At 59.5% G+C, this 24210-nt stretch carries 21 protein-coding genes and 2 tRNA genes; 16 read left to right on the top strand and 7 right to left on the bottom strand.

Annotated features, from left to right (window positions below):
* Positions 1–34 precede the first annotated feature (34 nt).
* The 3 genes from U6037_RS06060 (at position 35) to U6037_RS06050 (ending at position 4410) form a co-directional block, all read left to right on the top strand.
* Entirely contained in the window at positions 35–1594 is a 1560-nt protein-coding gene (locus U6037_RS06060) for an AmpG family muropeptide MFS transporter (RefSeq protein ID WP_322846126.1), read from the top strand.
* 129 nt (positions 1595–1723) lie between these two features.
* Positions 1724–3439 carry a proline--tRNA ligase gene (locus U6037_RS06055; RefSeq protein ID WP_034154951.1) on the top strand — a complete coding sequence of 572 codons (1716 nt, stop codon included), beginning with the start codon at positions 1724–1726 and terminating at the stop codon, positions 3437–3439.
* Between the two features lie 17 nt (positions 3440–3456).
* Positions 3457–4410, top strand: coding sequence for a hypothetical protein (locus U6037_RS06050; RefSeq protein ID WP_322846125.1), 954 nt, complete (start codon positions 3457–3459; stop codon positions 4408–4410).
* Between the two features lie 93 nt (positions 4411–4503).
* Here U6037_RS06050 and dinB read toward each other — a convergent pair whose 3' ends face one another.
* The gene (dinB, locus tag U6037_RS06045; protein WP_077571383.1) at positions 4504–5565 is read right to left on the bottom strand and encodes a DNA polymerase IV; all 1062 of its coding nucleotides are present in this window, start codon (positions 5563–5565) and stop codon (positions 4504–4506) included.
* Between the two features lie 280 nt (positions 5566–5845).
* Here dinB and U6037_RS06040 point away from each other — a divergent pair.
* From U6037_RS06040 to U6037_RS06020, 5 genes are all read left to right on the top strand, one after another.
* Positions 5846–5922: transfer RNA gene (locus U6037_RS06040), tRNA-Met, on the top strand.
* 222 nt (positions 5923–6144) lie between these two features.
* Positions 6145–6221 (top strand) — tRNA-Met (locus U6037_RS06035).
* Between the two features lie 279 nt (positions 6222–6500).
* Complete coding sequence (gene mprF, locus U6037_RS06030) at positions 6501–9140, top strand: bifunctional lysylphosphatidylglycerol flippase/synthetase MprF (RefSeq protein ID WP_322846124.1); 2640 nt, start codon at positions 6501–6503, stop codon at positions 9138–9140.
* Positions 9140–10435 (top strand): virulence factor family protein, encoded by a 1296-nt coding sequence (locus U6037_RS06025; protein WP_322846123.1) that lies wholly within the window; start codon positions 9140–9142, stop codon positions 10433–10435. Before mprF ends, U6037_RS06025 begins: the two co-directional genes overlap by 1 nt.
* Before the next feature lie 549 nt (positions 10436–10984).
* A complete protein-coding gene (locus U6037_RS06020; protein ID WP_322846122.1) occupies positions 10985–11299 on the top strand; it encodes a DUF3077 domain-containing protein in 315 nt (104 codons plus the stop codon).
* A gap of 197 nt (positions 11300–11496) precedes the next feature.
* On the opposite strand, the gene U6037_RS06015 is transcribed toward U6037_RS06020, so the two are convergent.
* Positions 11497–13338, bottom strand: coding sequence for a potassium transporter Kup (locus U6037_RS06015; RefSeq protein ID WP_416221717.1), 1842 nt, complete (start codon positions 13336–13338; stop codon positions 11497–11499).
* 349 nt (positions 13339–13687) lie between these two features.
* Here U6037_RS06015 and rimO point away from each other — a divergent pair, with 349 nt between their 5' ends.
* The 6 genes from rimO (at position 13688) to tsaA (ending at position 19150) form a co-directional block, all read left to right on the top strand.
* On the top strand, positions 13688–15025 hold the full coding sequence (gene rimO, locus U6037_RS06010) for a 30S ribosomal protein S12 methylthiotransferase RimO (protein WP_322846120.1): 1338 nt from the start codon (positions 13688–13690) through the stop codon (positions 15023–15025).
* Positions 15026–15470: 445 nt separating this feature from the next.
* A complete protein-coding gene (locus U6037_RS06005; RefSeq protein WP_322846119.1) occupies positions 15471–15944 on the top strand; it encodes a GNAT family N-acetyltransferase in 474 nt (157 codons plus the stop codon).
* 190 nt (positions 15945–16134) lie between these two features.
* Positions 16135–16845, top strand: a complete 711-nt coding sequence (locus tag U6037_RS06000; protein ID WP_042704893.1) for an rRNA pseudouridine synthase — start codon at positions 16135–16137, stop codon at positions 16843–16845.
* A 72-nt stretch (positions 16846–16917) separates the two neighbouring features.
* Positions 16918–17385 (top strand): DUF1456 family protein, encoded by a 468-nt coding sequence (locus U6037_RS05995; protein ID WP_034154940.1) that lies wholly within the window; start codon positions 16918–16920, stop codon positions 17383–17385.
* A gap of 173 nt (positions 17386–17558) precedes the next feature.
* Positions 17559–18329, top strand: coding sequence for an SDR family oxidoreductase (locus U6037_RS05990; RefSeq protein WP_322846118.1), 771 nt, complete (start codon positions 17559–17561; stop codon positions 18327–18329).
* A 122-nt stretch (positions 18330–18451) separates the two neighbouring features.
* Positions 18452–19150 (top strand): tRNA (N6-threonylcarbamoyladenosine(37)-N6)-methyltransferase TrmO, encoded by a 699-nt coding sequence (tsaA, locus tag U6037_RS05985; RefSeq protein WP_322846117.1) that lies wholly within the window; start codon positions 18452–18454, stop codon positions 19148–19150.
* Between the two features lie 157 nt (positions 19151–19307).
* Here tsaA and fpr read toward each other — a convergent pair whose 3' ends face one another.
* Positions 19308–20087, bottom strand: a complete 780-nt coding sequence (fpr, locus tag U6037_RS05980; RefSeq protein WP_007908723.1) for a ferredoxin-NADP reductase — start codon at positions 20085–20087, stop codon at positions 19308–19310.
* A gap of 133 nt (positions 20088–20220) precedes the next feature.
* Between fpr and U6037_RS05975 the strand changes: the two genes are divergently transcribed.
* Positions 20221–21147, top strand: coding sequence for a LysR family transcriptional regulator (locus U6037_RS05975; protein WP_038358063.1), 927 nt, complete (start codon positions 20221–20223; stop codon positions 21145–21147).
* Here U6037_RS05975 and U6037_RS05970 read toward each other — a convergent pair.
* From U6037_RS05970 to U6037_RS05960, 3 genes are all read right to left on the bottom strand, one after another.
* Positions 21144–21506 carry a diacylglycerol kinase gene (locus U6037_RS05970; protein ID WP_003222276.1) on the bottom strand — a complete coding sequence of 121 codons (363 nt, stop codon included), beginning with the start codon at positions 21504–21506 and terminating at the stop codon, positions 21144–21146. The two genes, U6037_RS05975 and U6037_RS05970, sit on opposite strands and share 4 nt — an antisense overlap.
* Before the next feature lie 74 nt (positions 21507–21580).
* Positions 21581–22231, bottom strand: coding sequence for a response regulator transcription factor ErdR (gene erdR, locus U6037_RS05965; protein ID WP_008077176.1), 651 nt, complete (start codon positions 22229–22231; stop codon positions 21581–21583).
* Between the two features lie 224 nt (positions 22232–22455).
* Complete coding sequence (locus U6037_RS05960; RefSeq protein ID WP_322846116.1) at positions 22456–23202, bottom strand: tRNA-uridine aminocarboxypropyltransferase; 747 nt, start codon at positions 23200–23202, stop codon at positions 22456–22458.
* Between the two features lie 189 nt (positions 23203–23391).
* On the opposite strand from U6037_RS05960, the gene U6037_RS05955 reads away from it, so the two are divergent.
* Entirely contained in the window at positions 23392–23817 is a 426-nt protein-coding gene (locus tag U6037_RS05955; RefSeq protein ID WP_008077172.1) for a PA3611 family quorum-sensing-regulated virulence factor, read from the top strand.
* On the opposite strand, the gene U6037_RS05950 is transcribed toward U6037_RS05955, so the two are convergent.
* Positions 23818–24012, bottom strand: a complete 195-nt coding sequence (locus U6037_RS05950) for a hypothetical protein (protein WP_034154934.1) — start codon at positions 24010–24012, stop codon at positions 23818–23820.
* Positions 24013–24210: the final 198 nt, after the last annotated feature.

Here is a 24210-nt window from a genome sequence, read left to right as displayed (position 1 = left end):
TTTGTTTTCGCAATCTTGAGGCAGACTTCAGCCCATGCCCCGTAAAACCTGGCGCGCCGCGCTAGCCGCTTATGCCAGTCCTTCGACGCTCGTGCTGTTGTTGCTCGGTTTCGCCGCCGGCCTGCCGTACATGCTGGTGTTTTCAACGCTTTCCGTCTGGCTGCGTGAAGCCGGCGTGGCCCGTGAAACCATTGGCTATGCCAGCCTGATCGGCCTGGCCTATGCGTTCAAATGGGTCTGGTCGCCCCTGCTCGACCAATGGCGCCTGCCGTTGCTGGGCAAGCTTGGCCGACGCCGCTCTTGGCTGGTGCTCTCGCAAACCTTGGTGATTCTTGGGCTGATCGGCATGGGTTTCTGTGATCCGCAGAAGCATCTGTCCTGGTTGATCGCCATTGCCGTTGTCGTCGCCTTTGCCTCCGCCACTCAAGACATCGCGGTGGATGCCTATCGCCTGGAAATCGCCGAAGACAATCGCCAGGCCGCCCTCGCCGCCAGTTATATGTCGGGTTACCGCGTGGCGGCACTGCTGGCGACCGCCGGGGCGTTGTTCTTCGCTGAGGGCTTCGGCTCCACTGGCTTCAACTATCAACATTCGGCCTGGGCCGGCACTTACGCACTGTTCGGTGCCTTGATGGTGCCCGCGCTGCTGACCACGCTGCTCATGCGTGAGCCGCCTGTGCCGCTACGCACTCAGTTGCAGGCCGGGCGTTACACCTTCATGCACCAACTGATGTCGGTATTTGTGCTGATCGTTTTGCTGGTCTCCGTCCCGGCGATGTTCACCCAGTTGTACAACACCGATTTCGCCGGCGTGCTGTTCGGCGGCATGAGTCCGCTCGACCTGCTGCTCGAAGACCGCGCCTTTCTGCGCGCCATTCTCTACACGCTGCTGACTGGCCTGTGCCTGTCGACCATGGGCCGTCGCGGCCTGGCGCCGGTGCTGACGCCGGTCAACGACTTTATTCTGCGTTATCGCTGGCAGGCGTTTCTGTTACTGGGTCTGATTGCCACCTATCGGATGTCGGACACGGTGATGGGCGTCATGGCCAACGTGTTCTATATCGACCAGGGTTTCACCAAGGATCAGATTGCCAGTGTCAGCAAGATTTTCGGCCTGATCATGACGCTCGTTGGCGCCGGCATGGGCGGCCTGCTGATCGTGCGTTTCGGCATTTTGCCGATTCTGTTCATCGGCGGCGTCGCTTCCGCAGCCACCAACCTGCTGTTCGTCATGCTCGCCGACATGGGCCCGAACCTGCAGATGCTGGTGGTGACCATTTCCCTCGACAACTTCAGCTCGGGCCTGGCGACGTCAGCCTTCGTTGCTTATCTGTCGAGCCTGACCAACCTGAAGTTTTCCGCCACCCAATACGCCTTGCTCAGCTCGATCATGCTGCTGTTGCCGCGCCTGATGGGCGGCTATTCCGGGGTCTTGGTGGAAAAGTTCGGTTATCACAGCTTCTTCTTGATCACCGCCCTGCTCGGTGTGCCGACACTGGTGCTGATCGCCCTGCACTGGTTTCAGGAAAGCCGCCGCGAAGGCCCGACGCCAACGCCCGAGCCTGTGCCGACACCGCTCACAGAAGAATCGTAAGAGATTTCGGCAACGGCGGGAGGAATCCCGCCGTCGTGCCTGCCCACTGACCTCACGCCTGTACGTCGGCAAAACTCGCCGGTACACTGCGGAGTCATTTCCAGTCATAGCAACCGACAACGGCCAACCATGCGCACCAGTCAATTTTTGCTCGCCACACAGAAAGAAACGCCTTCCGACGCGGTCGTGATCAGCCACCAGCTGATGCTGCGCGCCGGCATGATCCGCAAACTTGCCTCGGGCCTGTACACCTGGCTGCCCATGGGCCTGCGAGTCATGCGCAAGGTTGAAGCCATCGTTCGCGAAGAGATGAACGCTGCCGGCTCTCTGGAAGTGTTGATGCCGAGCACCCAACCGGCCGAGCTGTGGCAGGAATCGGGGCGCTGGGAAGAATACGGCCCTGAGCTGCTGCGCATCAAAGACCGCCACGGTCGCGACTTCTGCGCGGGCCCGACCCACGAAGAAGTAATCACCGATCTGATGCGCAACGAGTTGAGCAGCTACAAACAGCTGCCAATCAACCTGTACCAGATCCAGACCAAGTTCCGTGACGAAATCCGTCCACGCTTCGGTTTGATGCGCGGCCGCGAATTCATCATGAAGGACTCGTACTCCTTCCACGCGGATCAGGCGTCGCTGCAGATCACCTACGACCGCATGCATGAAGCCTACTGCAACATCTTCACGCGTCTGGGCCTGAAATTCCGTCCGGTTGAAGCCGACAACGGTTCGATCGGCGGCGCCGGCTCGCACGAGTTCCACGTGCTGGCCGAGTCCGGCGAAGACGATATCGTCTTCAGCAACGGTTCCGACTACGCGGCGAACATCGAAAAAGCCGAAGCCGTACCACGCGAAACTTCGCGTGCCGCTGCGACCGAAGAGCTGCGTCTGGTCGACACGCCAGACACCAAAACCATCGCGGCCCTGGTGGAAAAATTCAATCTGCCGATTGAAAAGACCATCAAGACCCTGATCGTGCGCGCCGAAGAAGAAGGCAAGCTGATCGCGCTGGTCATCCGTGGCGACCACGAACTCAACGAAATCAAGGCTGCCCAGCAACCAGGCGTGGCCAGCCCGCTGGTCATGGCCACCGACGCTGAACTGCGTGACGCCATCGGCGCCGGCGCCGGTTCGCTCGGCCCGCTGAACCTGCCGTTGCCAATCATCATCGACCGTTCGGTCGAGCTGATGAGCGACTTCGGCATCGGTGCGAACATCGACGACAAGCACTACTTCGGCGTGAACTGGGAGCGTGATCTGCCAGTTCCGACGGTTGCCGACCTGCGTAACGTGGTCGCGGGCGATCCAAGCCCGGACGGCAAAGGCACCCTGGAAATCAAACGCGGTATCGAAGTCGGGCACATCTTCCAGCTGGGCAACAAGTACAGCAAGGCGATGAAGTGCGAAGTGCTGGGCGAGAACGGCAAGCCAGTAACCCTGGAAATGGGTTGCTACGGCATCGGCGTATCCCGCGTGGTGGCTGCAGCCATCGAGCAGAACAACGACGAGAACGGCATCATCTGGAGCGACACCCTGGCGCCGTTCCAGATCGCTCTGGTGCCGCTGCGTTATGAAACCGAGCAGGTGCGCGAAGCCACCGACAAGCTGTACGCCGAACTGACAGCGGCCGGCTTCGAAGTGCTGCTGGACGATCGCGACAAGAAAACCAGCCCGGGCATCAAGTTCGCGGACATGGAGCTGATCGGCATTCCACACCGGATCGTGGTCAGCGACCGCGGCCTCGCCGAAGGCAACCTGGAATACAAGAGCCGTACCGAAGGCGAAGCGCAAGCATTGCCGGTGGCTGACGTATTGTCCTTCCTGCAGGCCCGTATCCGCCGCTGAAACCAGATAGAGACGTCATGTTCAAGCGAAACACCTTAGGCCTCGGAGGCACCGCCCTGTGCGGTGCCCTGCTGGTCAGCGGCTGTGCCAATCACATGTCACAACGCAGCGAGCACGAAGAGCGGATCGAGCGAAAATTGCTCGACCATAGCCTGCAGATTGATGTCGGTGAGCCTAAGGAGCTTGAGCTGCCGCAGCGACGCGTGAAGATCAACGAACAGAAGACTTTTGAAGTCACCGAGTTCGAAGTGACGCGTCGCTACGATCGCTACACGCCTTACCAGCCTTGGCGGGAGGTCTACGAGATCCCGCTGGGCGCGGTGGCCGTGGTCGGCGGCGTCGGCGCCAACGTGGTCAATGTGTTTGCCCTCGGCAACCTGCCGGACAGCATCACCAAGGACTGGCTGAGCTACGGTTTTGCCGGGCTCAACCCGTTCATGAACGTACAGTCCAACGGTCGTGCACAACAGAACCTCGCCGGCATCGATGAAGTCCAGCGCGACAAGCGTACGGAGTATTCGAGCCTGCCGTGGAGCGAGCGCCCGGTGCAAGTCAAGGCTGGCAAGCAGACCTTTGACATGACTACCGATCGCAACGGTGTGCTGCGCCTGAATCTGCTCGACAGTCCGTTTGCCGAAAATGATCTCAATCATGTCGGCAAATTGCAGATCAGTGTCGAAGACGCCAAGGATGACGTGCACTCTGATTCGTCGCTGATGATCAGCAGTCACCTGCGCGGCAAGCTGCTGGAAGCGCACGGGCTGATTTATGACGATCTGGAAGACGACGAAGTGAGCCAGTGGGTGCACCGGGTCAAACGTCTGTCGGAACTGGGTCTGGAAGAAGAAGCCAGCGAGCTGGAACAAAGCCTGATCGAACTGACGCGCAACGATCCTGAGTTGCAGACCGAGTTTCTCAAGTCGCTGACCAAGGATGCCGGGCGCTTGGTGGCGGATCCGGGACCGAATTAAAGCCAATCGCGAGCAGGCTCACTCCTACATTGGAACGCATTTCAATATGGGAGCGAGCCTGCTCGCGAAGAGGCCCTGACAGGCACAGCAAATCTACCGCTCAAACAACTCCATCTGCTCAAACCCGCCGCGCAAATCCTCCAGTCTCACCCCAACCCCCAACAACCGCACCGGTTTCCCGCCGCGATTGAACGCCTGCGTCAGCATCAACTGATAGCTACCGAGATCTCGCCCTGCCCCGGCCTGCTCCAGCGTCGTCTGGGTAAAGTCATGAAACTTCACTTTGACGAACGGTTTGCCCGGTCGATAACTGCTGTCGATCCGTGCCATGCGGGTTTTCAGGGTTTCCAGCAGCTCCGGTAATTTATCGAGGCAACTGCGCAGATCCGGTAGATCAACGTCGTAGGTGTTTTCCACACTGATTGACTGACGCCGACTGTCGTTGTGCACCAACCGGTCATCGATCCCACGGGCGAGACTCCACAGTCGCTCGCCAAAACTGCCAAATTCGCGCACCAGCGCCAATTTGTCCCACTCGCGCAACTGCGAGCAGTCAACGATGCCGAGCTTGCCTAGCTTATCGGCCGTAACCTTGCCAACACCGTGCAACTTGCTCACCGGCAAACCACTGACAAAGTCTTCGACCTGATCCGGCGTGATCACAAACAAACCATTGGGCTTTTTCCAGTCGCTGGCGATTTTGGCCAGAAACTTGTTCGGCGCCACACCCGCAGACACGGTGATGTGCAATTGATTGGAGACCCGGCGGCGAATGTCCTGGGCGATGCGCGTGGCACTGCCGCCGAAATGCGCGCTGTCCGAGACGTCCAGATACGCCTCATCCAGTGACAGCGGCTCGATCAGGTCGGTGTAATCGCTGAAGATCGTGTGTATTTCTTTCGACGCTTCGCGATAGGCGTCCATGCGTGGCTTGACGATGGTCAGGTCTGGACACAACTTGAGGGCATGCCCCGACGCCATCGCCGAACGCACGCCATACGCGCGCGCTTCATAGTTGCAGGTGGCGATCACCCCGCGCCGGTCGGCCGAACCACCCACCGCCAACGGCTTGCCAGCCAGACGCGGGTCATCGCGCATCTCGATGGCGGCGTAGAAACAGTCGCAGTCAATGTGGATGATTTTTCGCTGAGTCATGTCAGAAAAGGAAACGTGGCGAACCGAATCGGCAGTATCTCACTGACACCTGTATATAGCACCAGTGGTATGAATGTTCTTTGCAAACGGTAGGAAATGTCCTTTGAATTTATTTTCTCAATCGACAAGTGGCCTCCAATAGAGCTGAAAGCCTTGCCCCGCCTGCCCTGCAGCGTGAAAAACACCCGAGAAAAAACGCTAACCGATTGAACCTCAACAGATTTTATCCTGATTTAAGGTTGACACCCCGGCGTTCCTCTGTAGAATGCCGACACACAGACGCGGGATGGAGCAGTCTGGTAGCTCGTCGGGCTCATAACCCGAAGGTCGTCGGTTCAAATCCGGCTCCCGCAACCAAACATCAAAAAAGGCTACTCGAAAGAGTGGCCTTTTTTGTGCGCGTCTGTTTTGTCGATTTGCTCTTCTAATAGAGAAGCGACCGCCAAACAGGAATTCTTTGCATTTCCGAAACTTAACGCGCCACCTGCGACCGTTTGACGCGATTGCACACTTATTTGACCCTTTACGGGATTAGCGGTTGACACCCCGTCGTTCGTCTGTAGAATGCCGCCACACAGACGCGGGATGGAGCAGTCTGGTAGCTCGTCGGGCTCATAACCCGAAGGTCGTCGGTTCAAATCCGGCTCCCGCAACCAAACATCAAAAAAGGCTACTCGAAAGAGTGGCCTTTTTTGTATCTGTTGAAAAAGTCCTTTCGCAACAATGATCTGTCACTGTGCAGTGAACCGCTTGGGATCTTCAGAAGTGCTGACTTGCGACTATGCTTGAGTCGCAGGCAAGGCCTCTGCAATCCAGGAACTGCCCTCGCCGATACCCGGTGAGAGGCGTAGTATTTTGTGATTATTTTTTTCTACAGGGATTGGTTACTTGGCTGGATACCTCCATCCTGTCGCGCACAATCCAAGAGGTGATTGATGCGCGCCAACTCGTCTGATCCACAAGACACCGTCACAGCGGAACATCCGATCAAACCCGAGCGCCTGCGCTTGCTGGATCGGTTGAGCAAATACCGGCAACCGATTGGTCTGGCGGTGACTTTGCTGCTGTTCGCGATTGCGCTGATTGCCTGTCGTCATCTGCTCGCCGAACTCGATCTCGATGCACTGCACGACTCGATTCTCGACGTGCCGAAACCCGCCCTGCTCGGTGCCTTCGGCGCGACCGTGGTCGGCTTCATCATTCTGCTCGGCTATGAATGGTCGGCCAGCCGTTATGCCGGCGTGACACTGCCACTGCGCACATTGGCGCTGGGCGGATTCACCGCGTTTGCGATCGGCAATGCCATCGGCCTGTCGCTGCTGTCCGGCGGTTCGGTGCGCTACCGTTTATATGCACGACTGGGTCTGGGCGCGTCGGAAGTCGCGCACATGACCTTGTTCGCCAGTTTGTCACTGGGCTGCGCCTTGCCGCCGCTGGCCGCACTGGCAACGCTGAGCGATCTGCCTGCTGCCTCGCAGGCGCTGGGTTTGTCCGAAGGCCTGCTCGGCACTATCGCCGCTGTCGTGCTGTTGCTTGGCGCAGTACTGGCTATCGGCATCTACCGTCGACGCCTGCCGGAACAACCGTTACGCGACAACCTGCTGGTCAGGGTTGGCCGCCGCACGCTGCGCTTGCCGGGGCGTCGCCTGACCTTCCTGCAACTGATCATTACCGCCCTCGACGTCGCGGCTGCCGCCACGGTCCTTTATCTGTTGCTGCCGGAAGCACCGCCGTTTGGTGCATTCCTGCTGGTGTACCTGCTGGCACTGGCTGCCGGCGTACTCAGCCATGTACCCGGTGGCGTCGGTGTATTCGAAGCGATCCTGCTGGCCGCGTTCGCCGACAAGCTCGGTGCCGCACCACTGGCCGCCGCCCTCCTGCTCTATCGTCTGATCTATGTGGTGCTGCCGCTGTTGGTCGCCTGCGTATTCCTGCTGATCAACGAAGGTCAACGCCTGTTCCAGACCCAGACCATGCGCGCGGCGTCCGGTCTGGCCGCGCCGATTCTGGCAGTGCTGGTGTTCCTGTCCGGCGTGGTGCTGCTGTTTTCCGGCGCGACTCCCGAGATCGACACACGTCTGGAGCACATCGGCTTTCTGATCCCGCATCGTCTGGTGGACGCTTCGCACTTTGGCGCCAGCCTGATCGGCGTGCTCTGCCTGATGCTCGCTCAGGGCCTGCGTCGTCGCCTGTCGGCCGCGTGGATGCTGACCACCATTCTGTTGCTGGTTGGCGCCCTGCTCTCGCTGCTCAAAGGTTTTGACTGGGAAGAAGCGACGCTGATGACACTGACGGCTGCGCTGCTCGGTGTGTTCCGTCGCTCGTTCTATCGCCCGAGTCGCCTGACCGAACTGCCCTTCTCGCCGCTGTATCTGGTAGCCAGCCTGTGCGTCCTCGGTGCCTCGACGTGGCTGCTGCTGTTCGCTTATCAGGACGTGCCGTACAGCCATCAACTGTGGTGGCAGTTCACCCTCGACGCTGACGCGCCACGTGGCCTGCGTTCGCTGCTCGGTGCCGCTGTGCTGTTGCTGGTGATCGCGCTGACCTGGCTGCTGCGCACCGCGCGCCCGGTCATTCACTTGCCGACGCCGGACGAACTCGATCGCGCGGCAAAGATCCTGATGGCTTCTTCGCAACCTGACGGAGGCCTGGCGCTGACCGGTGACAAGGCGTTGCTGTTTCACCAGAACGACGAAGCGTTCCTGATGTACGCGCGCCGTGGCCGCAGCCTCGTGGCGCTGTACGACCCGATCGGCCCCGGCCAGCAACGCGCCGAGATGATCTGGCAGTTCCGCGACCTCTGCGATATTCACCACGCTCGCCCGGTGTTCTACCAGGTGCGCGCGGAGAACCTGCCGTACTACATGGACATTGGCCTGACCGCGATCAAACTCGGCGAGGAAGCCCGAGTCGATCTGCATCGCTTTGACCTGGAAGCCAAGGGCAAAGAGATGAAGGATCTGCGTTACACATGGAACCGTGGCACCCGCGATGGTTTGTCGCTGGAAATCCACGAACCGGGTCAAGCGCCGATGGACGAGCTGAAAGTGATTTCCGATGCGTGGCTGACCGGCAAGAACGTGCGTGAGAAAGGCTTCTCCCTCGGCCGTTTCAGCGACGAATACCTGAAGCATTTCCGCATCGCGGTGATTCGCTTCGAAGGGCGCCCGGTGGCGTTCGCCAACCTGCTCGAGACTTACAGCCATGACCTGGCCAGTCTCGACCTGATGCGCGCGCACCCGGATGCGCCGAAGCTGACCATGGAATTCATGATGGTCGGCCTGATTCAACATTATAAGAGTCACGGATACGCGCGTTTCAGCCTGGGCATGGTGCCGTTGTCGGGGTTGCAACCCCGCCGTGGTGCACCGCTGACCCAGCGTCTGGGCTCGATGGTTTTCCGCCGTGGTGAGCAGCTGTACAACTTCCAAGGCTTGCGCCGCTTCAAAGACAAGTTCCAGCCTGACTGGGAACCCCGTTATATGGCCGTGCCCGCCGGACTCGATCCGCTGGTGGCGCTGGCCGACACTGCTGCCCTGATCGCGGGCGGCTTGACTGGATTGGTGAAACGCTGATGATTCAACGCTCCCTGAAGTACATCCTGGCCGCACTGATCGTGCTGGCCGTGATTGCCGGCGGCGGTTACTGGTACCTCAAACGCCCGGCACCGGAACCGACCGTCGAACAGCTCAACCCGGCCGATGGCGCCGCCATGACCCGCGTCATCCCTGGCACCAAGCCCAAAGCGCAGGTGCTGGTAGCAGTCAACGACGACCAGAAACTCTCTGAAAAACAACTGACCACCCTGAGCCGCAGCGCCTCGGCGCAAATCGTCCAGGTGATTCTGCCCAAGGACTGCCTGCTCCAAAGCCGCGCTCTGCAATCGGGCCTGCGTGAACTGAATGGCCCGGCCACCCTGGTCAGCGGCATCGGCCCGGGCGCTGTGCTGGCCTGGCGCTGGTTGGCGGAACAGAAAGACGACAAGGCCCAAGCGGTGTCCGTCGACCTGGCTCTGGAAAAAGGTGGCTGCACCCACCTGCTGCCGAAATCCGCCGCCCACGGCCACTGGCTGGCCGCCTGGAACGACAACCCGGACGACGCCAGCGCAGGTTTTGTGCGCGATCAACCGAACGCCGAAACCAGCATCAGCGATTACGACATCAACCTGCCGCAAGTGCTCAACAACGAACTGCGCAAGATTCTCGTCGGCGGCGACAAGGCCAACGGCGGTCTGGCGATCCCGGTGGTTGAAGTGCCGGCCGGCCAGGCGAAAGACACCGTGACCCTGTTCCTCTCCGGCGACGGCGGCTGGCGCGATCTCGACCGCGACGTGGCGGGCGAGATGGCCAAGATCGGCTATCCGGTGGTCGGCATCGACACCCTGCGCTACTACTGGCAGCACAAGAGCCCGGAACAAAGTGCGCTGGACCTGACCGAACTGATGCAGCACTACCGGCAGAAATGGGGCACCAAACGCTTCATCCTCACCGGTTACTCGTTCGGTGCCGACGTATTGCCAGCGATCTACAACCGCCTGCCAGACACCGAGCAGCAGCGCGTCGACGCGATCATCCTGCTGGCCTTCGCCCGCACCGGCAGCTTCGAAATCGAAGTCGAAGGCTGGCTGGGCAACGCCGGCAAAGAAGCCGCCACCGGCCCGGAAATGGCCAAGCTGCCAGCAGCCAAGGTTGTGTGCATCTACGGTGAAGAAGAGACCGATGAAAGCGGCTGCACCGACAAGACTGCAGTCGGTGAAGCGGTGAAACTGCCTGGCGGCCACCACTTCGACGAGAACTACCCGGCGCTGGCCAAGCGTTTGGTGGATCTGATCGAGAAGCGCCAGAGCAAGGACTCGGTCGCCGAAGAGTGATCTGAATCGCATCCACAAAAAGCCCCCGCAACTTCGCAGTTGCGGGGGCTTTTTACATTCCAGCAGCCACCAAAATCCTGTGGGAGCGAGCCTGCTCGCGAAAGCGGAGTACCAGCCACCTATTTGCCAACTGACACACCGCTATCGCGAGCAGGCTCACTCCTACAAGGAACTGCGTGTCCGACGTGTAGTTTTGTTTACTTCCAGTCTCGCAATATCAGATGACGCCCACAGACCTTGTAGGCAAACTCCGAAACTCTTGTTGGGGCGCTGTGCCGCTCTATTGCGCTGTTTTTTGACGGGATACTCTCCGGACGTCGCTGACCCATTCAGCGATCGGGCTTGGTAACCCGGTGGAATAAGGCGCAACAGCGCACCCGACACGACTCAGGCGAAATCCCGTCCGAGCCCCTGTGTTATGGCAGCTGTGTGTGGGACGCTTTCGAGCGTGCCGGTTTCCTTGGTTCCCCGGTTTACCAACCTGCGCACAGCTGCCACCCATTCGCTTGGTATCGGATGCGGCAGCTCTCGAAATCAAGGGAACTGATAATGAACAATCCATCTGATCTTAAAACCATCGGCTTCACCCCTTTCCTCTACAACTCGGATCAAGCGTTCTTCAACGTCCGAGCCGGCATCCCGATCATTAATGCCTTGTCCCAATCCTCCGACCTGCTATCCCTCGCCAAATCCTTCGCCGAGGATGCGGCTTTCATCAAAGACACCGACCGCCATGCCTGGGCTGCGCATTACCTGACAGTGATGGGCAAGGCCTTGATTGATGATGTGATCCAAGCGCTGATCCCACGACCTGCGCGGACGAAGACCGAATCCGAAGCCGATCTGACTCAACGCACCTCCTGATTCAACCTCATACCCTGTGGGAGCGAGCTTGCTCGCGAATGCGGTGGATCAGCCACCACATGTCTCGACTGACACTCAGCCTTCGCGAGCAAGCTCGCTCCCACAGGGGATTTGCAGTGGATTGGAGGCTTATGTGCAGGCACAAAAAAGCCCCCGCCAGCCACTAGGCCGACGGGGGCTTTTCGGTTGAGGCGAGGTTACATCTCCACCTGCGTCCCCAACTCAATCACCCGGTTCAGCGGCAGATTGAAAAACCGCAAGTTCCCATTGGCATTCTTCAACATGAACGCAAACAGCGCTTCCCGCCAACGCGCCATGCCCTCAAGTTTCGAGGCAATCACCGTTTCGCGGCTGAGGAAGTAAGTGGTACGCATCGGGCTGAAATCCAGATCATCCAGATGACACAGCTTCAGCGCCTGCGGCACGTCCGGCTCGTCGGTGAAGCCAAAGTGCAGGATTACCCGGAAGAAGCCTTCTCCGTGGGCTTCGACCTCGAAGCGCCGCGATGGCGGCACACGCGGGATGTCTTCGTAGACCACCGTCAGCAGCACCACCTGCTCGTGCAGCACCTGGTTGTGCAGCAGGTTGTGCAACAACGCATGCGGCACGGCGTCGGAGCGCGCAGTGAGGAACACCGCAGTGCCCTGCACACGATGTGGTGGCTGCACACGGATGCTGCTGATAAAGATCGGCAGCGGCAGCGCGCCTTCGTCGAGGCGATCGACGAGCAGTTGTTTGCCGCGCTTCCAGGTGGTCATCAGCACAAACAGCGCGATACCGGCGATCACCGGGAAGGCACCGCCCTGAACGATCTTCGGCACGTTGGCGGCGAAGTACAGACCATCCACCAACAGGAAGCCGATCAGCACCGGCACCGCGAGGATCGGTGGCCATTTCCACAGCAGCAGCATCACCGCCGACACCAGAATGGTGGTCATCAGCATAGTACCCGTCACCGCCACGCCGTAGGCCGAGGCCAGGGCGCCGGAGGATTCGAAACCCAGCACCAGCAACACAACGCCGACCATCAGCGCCCAGTTCACCGCGCCAATGTAGATCTGGCCCTGCTCGTCGCTGGAGGTGTGCTGGATGTACATGCGCGGGATGTAACCGAGCTGAATCGCCTGACGGGTCAGGGAGAACGCGCCGGAAATCACCGCTTGCGAAGCGATCACCGTGGCCAGCGTCGACAGACCGACCAGCGGAATCAACGCCCAGCTCGGCGCCAGCAGATAGAACGGGTTACGCGCCGCCTCGGGATTTTCCAGCAGCAAGGCGCCCTGACCGAAGTAATTGAGCACCAGCGCCGGCAATACCAGGATGAACCAGGCGCGGGCAATCGGCTTGCGGCCGAAGTGGCCCATGTCGGCGTACAGCGCCTCGGCACCGGTCAGCGCCAGCACCACGGCGCCGAGGATCGCCACGCCCATGCCCGGATGAACGACGAAGAAATTCACCGCCCAGATCGGGTTCATCGCATGCAGCACTTCTGGCGCGTGGCTGATGCCATACACACCGAGGGCGCCGAGGACAAGGAACCAGGTGACCATGATCGGCCCGAACAGAATGCCGATCCGCGCCGTACCGTGGCTCTGGATCAGAAACAGCGCGACCAGCACCACCAGCGACAGCGGCACCACCCAATGGTCGATACCATCGAATGCCAGTCCCAGGCCTTCAATCGCTGACAACACGGAAATCGCCGGGGTGATCATGCTGTCGCCGTAAAACAGCGCCGCACCGATCAGCCCGCAAACCACCAGCAACGAGCGCAGCTTCTTGCGATGCCCCGCCGCCCGCCGTGCCAGTGCGGTGAGCGCCATGATGCCGCCCTCGCCCTGGTTGTCGGCGCGCAGCACGAACATCATGTATTTGATCGACACGACCCAGATCAGCGACCAGAAGATCAACGACAGAATACCCAGCACGCCATCGTGATTGACCGATACGCCGTAAGCGCCGGAAAACACTTCTTTGAGGGTGTACAGCGGGCTCGTGCCGATGTCGCCGTAAACCACCCCGACCGCCGCGACCAGCATGCTCAGCGGCTTGGAGGCCGAACCCTCGGCGCCTGCCGCATGACTACTTGCCTGACCCATCCAACACTCCTACTTCTCAGAACCGGCTTCTTGAATGAAGCACTATGCTTTGTGGTGCAGCATGCGCTGTTTTACCTGTTGTTACAGACGTTTTGTTGACTGTAAAAAATTGGTAAAGCTCAACGGCGCGAAGCATAGCGCAGCACTCGTCGTATTTCCCTGCATAAAGCTGGTCAAGTGCGTTGCTCGCCGCTAGAATTGCGCACTTTTTGATCAGAGGCGCGCCCTAAGCGCCCGTCCGTCGGCTTTCGCATCAAGAAAGCGATGTCACAAAATACCGAGGTTAGACATGTCCACCACTCCTGCGCCGGCCAATCCAAAGGTTGGCTTTGTATCTCTGGGTTGCCCGAAAGCACTGGTCGACTCCGAGCGCATCCTGACCCAGCTGCGCATGGAAGGCTATGACGTGGTGTCCACCTATCAGGACGCCGACGTTGTAGTCGTCAACACCTGCGGTTTCATCGATTCGGCCAAGGCTGAGTCTTTGGAAGTGATCGGCGAAGCGATCAAGGAAAACGGCAAGGTGATCGTCACCGGTTGCATGGGCGTGGAAGAAGGCAACATCCGCAACGTCCACCCGAGCGTGCTGGCCGTGACCGGTCCGCAGCAATACGAGCAAGTGGTCAACGCCGTGCACGAAGTGGTGCCGCCGCGTCAGGATCACAACCCGTTGATCGACCTGGTGCCGCCGCAAGGCATCAAGCTGACCCCGCGCCACTACGCGTATCTGAAGATTTCCGAAGGCTGCAACCACAGCTGCTCGTTCTGCATCATCCCGTCGATGCGCGGCAAACTGGTCAGCCGTCCGGTCGGTGATGTGCTCGACGAAGCTCAGCGTCTGGTCAAATCCGGCGTCAAAGAGTTGCTGGTGATTTCGCAAGACACCAGCGCCTATGGCGTCGACGTGAAATACCGCACCGGTTTCTGGAACGGCGCGCCGGTGAAAACCCGCATGACCGAACTGTGTGAAGCCCTGAGCACCCTCGGCGTCTGGGTGCGTCTGCACTACGTTTACCCGTACCCGCACGTTGACGAGCTGATCCCGCTGATGGCCGCCGGCAAGATCCTGCCGTACCTGGACATCCCGTTCCAGCACGCCAGCCCGAAAGTGTTGAAGTCGATGAAACGCCCGGCGTTCGAAGACAAGACCCTGGCGCGCATCAAGAACTGGCGCGAAATCTGCCCGGATCTGATCATCCGTTCGACCTTCATCGTCGGCTTCCCGGGCGAAACCGAAGAAGACTTCCAGTACCTGCTGAACTGGCTGACCGAAGCCCAGCTCGACCGCGTCGGCTGCTTCCAGTACTCGCCGGTTGAAGGCGCTCCGGCCAACGATCTGGATCTGGAGATCGTACCGGACGAGGTCAAGCAGGATCGTTGGGATCGCTTCATGGCGCACCAGCAAGCGATCAGCTCGGCACGTCTGCAAATGCGTATTGGCCGTGAGATTGAAGTGCTGGTGGACGAAGTCGACGAGCAAGGCGCGGTTGGCCGCTGCTTCTTCGACGCACCGGAAATCGATGGCAACGTGTTTATCGATAACGGCAGCAATTTGAAGCCGGGTGACAAGGTCTGGTGCAAGGTTACTGACGCTGACGAGTATGACCTGTGGGCTGAGCAGATCTGATCTGAAGGTCAAAAGCCCCTCACCCCAGCCCTCTCCCGGAAGGAGAGGGAGCTGACCGAGTTGTTCTTTCGAGGTACATCGACCTGAGCGATCCGGTCGAACTCGGGTTTTGAACAGCACGAAGTTCAGCTCCCTTCCCCCTCGCCCCTCGCCCTCTCCCAGAGGGGGCGGGGACTGATCGAGGAGTTCTTTCGAATTGCGGCGACCGGAAATATCGAGTCGAACTCAGGTTTTGAACAGCATGAAGATCTGCTCCCTTCCCCCTCGCCCCCTTGGGGGAGAGGGTTGGGGTGAGGGGGAGAGATCTTGCTGGCGACAGAAGTATCCAGCCAGACACCGCAATAAATACAGAAAGCCCCGCTCTTTTTACAAGATGCGGGGCTTTTTTACGGCTATCGTTTAGCGGGGGACGGACTCCCTTGAAACGGACAAGAGGCAGACAGGCATGCGTCACCATTCGGTCATCCACACGCCGAAACTCAGCGATTATCAGGAACTGACCCGGGTCTGGGAGGCCTCGGTCCGCGCCACCCATGACTTTCTGCCGGACAGCTATATCGAGCTGCTGCGCAATCTGGTGCTCACGCGTTATCTCGATGCGGTGATGCTGGTTTGCACCAAGGACGCCGACCAGCGCATTACCGGGTTTGCCGGAGTTGCGGCGGGCAAGATCGAAATGCTGTTCATCGATCCGGATTATCGGGGTCAGGGCTTGGGCAAGAAACTGCTGAACTACGCCTTGCAGCATTTGAATGCCGATGAACTCGACGTCAACGAACAGAATCCGCAAGCGCTGGGCTTCTACTTCAAGCAGGGGTTCGAAGTGATCGGCCGCTCGGAGGTGGATGGCATGGGCCAGCCGTATCCGTTGCTGCACATGCGTTTGCGCCAAAACCAGCAACGCTCAGGCAACGGCTGACACACCACAAAACCCTGTGGGAGCTGGTTTGCCAGCGATGCAGACACTGCGATCTGCCAGAAATACCGAGGTGATGCCATCGCTGGCAAGCCAGCTCCCACAGGGAATTGCGAACAGCCTGTAAATGGAACCGGGCTTAACCGGCGCCACACAGGTACAATGCCCACCCATTTTTTGTTACGGCCCTGTCATGACTGACCCGATTCGCCTCTCCAAACGCCTCATCGAACTGGTCGGTTGCTCCCGCCGGGAGGCCGAGCTGTTCATTGAGGGCGGCTGGGTCACTGTGGACGGCGAAGTGATTGATGAGCCGCAATTCAAGGTCGGCGACCAGAAGGTCGAGCTCGACAAGGACGCCAAGGCCACCGCGCCGGAGCCGGTGACCATCCTGCTCAATGCGCCCGCCGGCATGGACGTCGAAACGGCCATGCAGTCGCTGAGCGCCGAAACCCTCAGCGAAGAACACCGCTTCAGCAAGCGCCCGTTGCGCGGGCACTTCCTGCGCCTGACCGCCAGCGCTGACCTGCAAGCCAAGGCCAGTGGTCTGCTGGTGTTCACTCAAGACTGGAAGATCCTGCGCAAGCTCACCGCTGACGCCGCGAAGATCGAGCAGGAATACGTGGTGGAAGTCGAAGGTGACATGGTCGCTCACGGCCTCAATCGCCTGCAGCACGGCCTCACCCATAAGGGCAAGGAGCTGCCGCCGGTCAAGGCCAGCTGGCAGAACGAAAACCGTCTGCGCTTCGCCATGAAAAATCCGCAGCCGGGGATCATCGCCCAGTTCTGCGAAGCGGTCGGCCTGAAGGTCATCGGCATCCGCCGCATCCGCATCGGCGGCGTCTCGATCGGCAAAGTCCCGGTCGGCCAATGGCGTTACCTGTCCGGCAAAGAGAAGTTCTAAGACTTCCACTGCCGCCACACATTCCGGCAACGCGCCTGCGCGCTGCCCACAACGCTTATCAGGATTACTCACATGATTCATAACGACGTATTGCGCAGCGTGCGCTACATGCTCGACATCAGCGACAAAAAGGTTGTCGAGATCATCAAGCTCGGCGGCATGGAAGTCGCACTCGCCGACGTGGTGACCTGGCTCGACAAGAAAGAAGAAGACGAAGAAGGTTTCGTGCGCTGCCCGGACGAAGTCATCGCGCACTTCCTCGACGGCCTGGTGATCTTCAAGCGCGGCAAGGACGAAAGCCGTCCGCCGCAGCCGATCGAAGTGCCGGTGACCAACAACATCATCCTGAAAAAACTGCGCGTGGCTTTCGAACTGAAAGAAGACGACATGCACGCGATCCTCAAGGCTGCCGAGTTCCCGGTGTCCAAGCCTGAGCTGAGCGCGCTGTTCCGCAAAGTCGGCCACACCAACTATCGCCCGTGCGGCGACCAGTTGCTGCGTAACTTCCTCAAGGGGCTCACGCTTCGCGTGAGAGCGTAAAGCAGTTTAGAGCCGCAAGCTGCAAGCTGAAGCTATAACCCTGCTTTAACTTGCCGCTTGTAGCTTGCCACTCGAAGCTGGCCGCATGGCCCTCCATTCCGTTAGAAAATAGTGGCTCCGCTTTTCGCGGCTGACGACTAGGGTGTACTGATCCCTAATCCTCAGGACTCGCCATGCACCCGTATTTCTCCCTGCAAGGCCGCACCGCTCTGGTGACCGGCGGCACCCGTGGTATCGGCAAAATGATCGCCAAGGCGTTCGTCGAGGCTGGCGCACGCGTCTATGTCTGCTCGCGCGACGCCGAAGCCTGTCATCAAACCGCGGAAGAACTCGCCGCTTTGGGTATTTGCTACGGCATGGCAGCGAATCTGGCGACTGAAGAAGGCGTGCAGGAACTGGCCGCGCGTCTGGGCGAGCAGATCACCCATCTGGATATTCTGGTGAACAACGCTGGCACCACGTGGGGCGCGCCGTTGGAGAGCTATCCGGTGAAAGGCTGGGAAAAGGTCATGCAGCTCAACGTGACCTCGGTGTTCACCTGCATCCAGCAATTTTTGCCGCTGTTGCGCAAGGCCGGTTCGGCGGCGAATCCGGCGCGGATTATCAACATTGGTTCGGTGGCGGGGATTTCTTCGTTTGGCGAGCAGGCGTATGCCTACGGGCCGAGTAAGGCTGCCCTGCACCAATTGTCGCGAATTCTGGCGCGGGAGCTGGTGAGCCAGCACATCAATGTCAACGTGATCGCACCGGGGCGGTTTCCGAGCAAGATGACTCAGCATATTGGCAATGATGAAAAGGCGCTGGCGGAGGACACAGCGGTGATTCCGATGAAGCGTTGGGGGCGTGAGGAAGAGATGGCGGCGTTGGCGATCAGTCTGGCGAGTACCGCCGGGGCCTACATGACCGGGAATATCATTCCGCTGGATGGTGGGTTTAGCCTTTAAAAGATCGCAGCCTTCGGCAGCTCCTACATGGGATCGACGCGCCCCTGTAGGAGCTGCCGAAGGCTGCGATCTTTTGATCTTTAGTGCATCATTCCCACCCTGCCCTGCTTCGAATGCAAACCATGACTTATAGCGTCTCCCCCATCGGCTTCGTGCGCTCCTGCTTCAAGGAGAAATTCGCCATCCCCCGCCAGCCACAACTGGCACCCGCCGCCCGTGGTGTGCTGGAACTGGTGGCGCCGTTTGATCAGGGTGACGCCGTGCAAGGGCTGGAGCAGGTCAGTCATGTCTGGCTGCTGTTCCTTTTCCATCAGGCACTGGAGGAAAAGCCACGCTTGAAAGTCCGTCCGCCGCGCCTGGGCGGCAACAAGTCCATGGGCGTGTTCGCCACCCGCGCCACACACCGACCGAACGGCATCGGCCAGTCGGTGGTGAAACTGGATAAGGTTGAGGCCAATCGCCTGTTCATCTCCGGGATCGACTTGCTCGACGGCACGCCAATTCTCGACATAAAACCCTACGTGCCTTACGCCGATATCATCCCCGACGCCGCCAACAGCATCGCCAGCGCTGCGCCGCAGTTGATCGACGTGCAGTGGACAGATTCGGCGCTGCAACAAGCGTACACACACGCTCAGCGCCTCGACGAGCCTTTGGTTGAGCTGATTGAACAGTGCCTGGCGCAGGATCCGCGCCCGGCGTATCAAACACCGCTGCCTGAGCGCGAATACGGCGCGCAGTTCTGGGATCTGGACGTGCGCTGGCATTACCCGACACCGGAGCAGATCCGCGTGCTCGAAGTCATCCCTGCCGAGGCCTGATCCCGGAAACGAAAAAGCCCGCGCTGCCTTCACGGCAACGCGGGCTTTTTGCTTTTCTGTAGGAGTGAGCCTGCTCGCGATAGGGCCGTGTCAGTCGACATTCATCTTGACTGATCCACCGGTATCGCGAGCAGGCTCACTCCTACAGTTTTGGGGCTTACTTCTCGACGAACGCACGCTCGATCAGGTAGTCACCCGGCTCGCGCATCCGCGCCGAGATCTTCAGGCCGAAGCTGTCGAGTACTTCGCTGGTCTCGTCGAGCATGCTCGGGCTGCCGCAGATCATCGCGCGGTCGTCCTGCGGGTTGATCGGAGGCAGACCGATGTCGCTGAACAGCTTGCCGCTGCGCATCAGGTCGGTCAGACGGCCCTGATTCTCGAAAGGCTCGCGGGTCACGGTCGGGTAGTAGATCAGCTTGTCACGCAGCGCTTCGCCGAAGAACTCGTTCTGCGGCAGGTGCTCGGTGATGAATTCGCGGTAGGCGACTTCGTTGACGTAACGCACACCGTGCACCAGGATCACTTTTTCAAAGCGCTCATAGGTTTCCGGGTCCTGGATCACGCTCATGAACGGCGCCAGACCAGTGCCGGTGCTCAGCAGGTACAAGTGCTTGCCCGGGTTCAGGTCGTCGAGCACCAGGGTGCCGGTAGGCTTCTTCGAGATGATGATCTCGTCGCCTTCCTTCAAGTGCTGCAACTGCGAAGTCAGCGGACCGTCCTGCACCTTGATGCTGAAGAATTCCAGATGCTCTTCCCAGTTCGGGCTGGCGATCGAGTAAGCGCGCATAAGCGGGCGGCCGTTAGGCTGTTGCAGGCCGATCATCACGAACTGACCGTTCTCGAAGCGCAGGCCCGGATCGCGGGTGCACTTGAAGCTGAACAGAGTGTCGTTCCAGTGATGAACACTGAGGACACGCTCGTGGTTCATGTTGCTCATGTACGTTTGACTCCTGGAGATTGGGTCTGCGCTGGCTTTTGAAGGCGACGGTGCGCAATTGCATCGCATTCTAATAGCGACGACAATATCTGTTAACTGGATTATTAAGATAAGGGTTATCGGTTATATCGATATGCGATTTACTCTCCGTCAACTTCAAGTCTTCGTCGCCGTCGCCCAGCAGGAAAGCGTATCCCGTGCTGCGGGTCTGCTCAACCTCTCGCAGTCGGCCGCCAGCACCTCGATCACCGAGCTCGAGCGCCAATCCAGCTGCCAGCTGTTCGATCGCGCCGGCAAACGCCTGAGCCTCAACGCCCTCGGCAAACAGCTGTTGCCGCAGGCGGTGGCCCTGCTCGATCAGGCCAAGGAAATCGAAGACCTGCTCAACGGCAAATCCGGTTTCGGCTCGCTGTCAGTCGGCGCGACGCTGACCATCGGCAACTACCTGGCGACCCTGCTGATCGGCAGTTTCATGCAGCGCCACCCGGAAAGTCAGGTGAAGCTGCATGTACAGAACACTGCCAATATCGTGCAACAAGTCGCCCATTACGAAATTGATCTGGGTCTAATTGAAGGCGATTGCAGCCACCCGGACATCGAAGTGCAGAGCTGGGTCGAGGATGAGCTGGTGGTGTTCTGCGCGCCGCAGCATCCACTGGCGCAACGCGGCAGCGCGACCATGGAAGAGTTGACTCATGAAGCGTGGATTCTGCGCGAACAGGGTTCCGGCACACGCCTGACCTTCGATCAGGCCATGCGTCACCATCGCAGTGCGCTGAATATCCGTCTGGAGCTGGAACACACCGAAGCGATCAAACGCGCGGTGGAGTCAGGGCTGGGGATTGGCTGTATCTCGCGGCTGGCGCTGCGTGACGCGTTCCGGCGCGGCAGTCTGGTGCCGGTGGAAACGCCGGATCTGGATCTGGCGCGGCAGTTCTACTTTATCTGGCACAAGCAGAAGTATCAGACTTCGGCCATGCGCGAATTTCTCGATCTGTGCCGCGCTTTCACCGCTGGGGTGCAGCGCAGCGACGAGATCGTCTTGCCGACAATCGCTTAAAGCAGAATCACCGCCCACACCAGCGCGATCATGCTCAGTGCCACGAATTGCGCGGCGCTGCCCATGTCCTTGGCGTTCTTCGACAGGGGGTGCAGTTCCAGCGAGATGCGGTCGATGGCCGCTTCGACTGCCGAGTTCAGCAACTCGACGATCAGCGCCAGCAGACACACCGCAATCAACAAGGCCTGTTCGACACGGCTGACATTGAGGAAGAACGTCAGCGGAATCAGCACCACATTGAGCAGTACCAGTTGGCGAAAGGCCGCTTCACCGGTGAAAGCTGCGCGCAGGCCGTCCAGCGAGTAACCGGAGGCGTTGAGGATACGTTTCAGGCCGGTCTGGCCCTTGAAAGGTGACATAAAGTAGAAACCAACCAAAAAGGAGTGGGAAAGCTAGAGCAACAAAAGTCAAAAAAGCGTGAAGACGCCAGCCATTATTGGCTCGGAATTGACTCAAGTTGTTGCAGCAGTAAAGCCGCCTGCGTGCGAGTACGCACATTCAGCTTGCGAAAGATTGCCGTGACGTGGGCTTTGATGGTCGCTTCCGACACACTCAGCTCATAGGCAATCTGCTTGTTCAGCAACCCTTCGCAGACCATGGTCAACACGCGGAACTGCTGCGGGGTCAGGCTGGCCAGACCATCGCTGGCGGCCTTGGCTTCGTCGGAAACGGCAACGGCTTCGAACGCCTGCGGCGGCCAGAACACATCACCATCGAGCACTTTACGCACCGCTTCCTGAATCACGCTGAGGTCGCTGGACTTGGGAATGAAGCCGCTGGCGCCAAACTCACGGGATTTGACCATCACCGACGCTTCTTCCTGCGCCGAAACCATCACCACCGGAATCTGCGGGTACTGGCCGCGCAGCATGACCAACCCGGAAAACCCGAAAGCGCCGGGCATGTTCAGGTCCAGCAGGACCAGATCCCAGTCGGCTTTTTCGGTCAGGCGGGTTTCCAGCTCGGCGATGCTCGCCACTTCCACCAGCCGTACATCCGGGCCAAGGCCCAGCGTCACCGCTTGATGCAGGGCGCTACGAAACAGGGGGTGATCATCGGCAATCAGGATGTCGTATGTGGCCATTTTTCAAATGATCCTGTTTTTGATGGCAGACCCGGTGCATTCCGGTCTGGCCAAAGCAACTCAAGATGCCGCTTTTGAAGCGATATCCACAGGGGCACGTTCAACGCCAATCAACAGCAAACACGGCGTTTCAAACCTTGGCCGCACCCTAATCGGCGCCAAGCATGCCCAGCGAAGACGGGGTGGTCAAGCAGCACGGCCGCTGGCTTGTACAGTATGGGCCACTATCGGGCCAACTCCGGCTGCGGCTTTCGTATATAGGGCAGCAGCTCGGCGTGAGCGGGGGTCGATTCATTCATATCCAGTTGTTGCTTGGCACCGAGGTAATGCTGGCTGAACACGTCGAAATAGGCGTCCAGCGCAGAAGCCGCGTCGCTGTCACCGGCCAGTTCCAAACATAGCGCGGCGACTTCGGCGGTGCACAAGTGCTCGCTGCGGGTCGAACGGCGCAAGCGATATCGCGAAAGTTTATCCGGCAGCAGGCTAAGAATCGGCAAGCGATCGAAATACGGGCTCTTGCGGAAAATCTTTCGTGCTTCGGTCCAGGTGGCGTCGAGCAGAATGAACAGCGGGCGCTTGCTGCTATCGATCGCGACGGTGTTGGTCACTCGCGACGGCTCCACGTATTCACCGGGAAACACCAGATAAGGCTGCCACTGGGGATCGTTGAGCAGCGCCAGCATCTGCGGATCAGGCTCGGTGCGCGACCAGATAAACGCGTGGTTATCGCGCACCACATCGGCAATCAGCCAACCGGTGTTGCTCGGTTTGAACACTTCTTTGCCGGTCATGATCAGACACACGCCCGAACGGGTTTCGACGCTCGGCCGCCACGCGCACAGGCAATGGCTGATGATCACCCGACAATCGCGGCAGCGCTCGGAGCGAAAGCCACGGGCCTGAATCGGCTTGATACCTTCATCTTCGCGCTGGTCACGCAGACGGGCGACGGCGTTGGGGGCATGGTTCATCGCGGGCAGCGCCGGCAGACAGGAAAACTCGACACGAACAACACTCGGCAGGGCAATAAAGGCCGGCAGTTTATCAGAGCGACGGGCACAAGCCTGTACCCTCCCGACCGGCTCCCCTATAATTCGCCGCCACTGAACGCACAGTCACGTGGCTGGTCGAACCACCAGTCACTGAACCAGGAGAGTTTCATGCTGCGCCTTATCGTTCCCACCGCTGCCATTCTGCTGGCGTCGTCCTTCACCGCTCAGGCTGCCTCCCTGAGTGAGCAGAATCTGAACCGCGAGCTGCGCAACGTCGCCGCCCAAAGCAGCGTCGGCACGCCACGCGCCATCAGTGAAGACATTCTTGATCAGGGCTTCACCGTTGAAGGCACGCAGTTGATCAACCACCTGAGCGTGCAGAAGAGCCACGCCGACAAGATGCGCGCTGATCCTAAAGCCGTGTATTTCCAGTTGGGCGCTTCAGTGTGCAACAACCCGTCGTTTCGCAAGCTGATGGCCAAGGGCGCGATCATGCGTTACGACTTCACCGAAGTGAAAACCAACAAAGCGATCGGCTCCGCCAGCTACCAGGAATCGGATTGCCCGAAAGCCGGCCCGGCGAAGAAGAAGTAATCATCTCGAATTGGCGCGCCGCTGTTCATCCTCGGCGCGCAGTTCGGCCAGCAAGGCCTGTAAATAGTGCGAACGGCGCTCGCCGCCAGCCAAGCGCCGGCAGCACTCCTCTTCGAGACTGAGATGATTGGTCTCGGCTGATGCCTTCAACATTCGATACAACTGCGTATCGATCTCCAGAATCACTCTGGCCATGTCCCGCCTCCTTGCCACCCGCAAATCCTTGAATCGCGTGCACCTTGCGTACGTTTGTTGACGCAAAGCTGTCGTACGGCGCCTGTACGTTAGTTAATCAGAGGGATTGCCGCTCGGCGCACGTTCGGACGAGCGGTGACGCAGCGGCGGAAAATCAATAAACGGTTGCCAGACAAAATGTTGCGGCGCAATGATCAA

Source organism: Pseudomonas sp. B33.4 (assembly GCF_034555375.1).
Lineage (GTDB): Bacteria > Pseudomonadota > Gammaproteobacteria > Pseudomonadales > Pseudomonadaceae > Aquipseudomonas.
The sequence above is the reverse complement of the archived record's forward strand: the minus strand, read 5'-3'. Positions and strand labels throughout refer to the sequence as shown.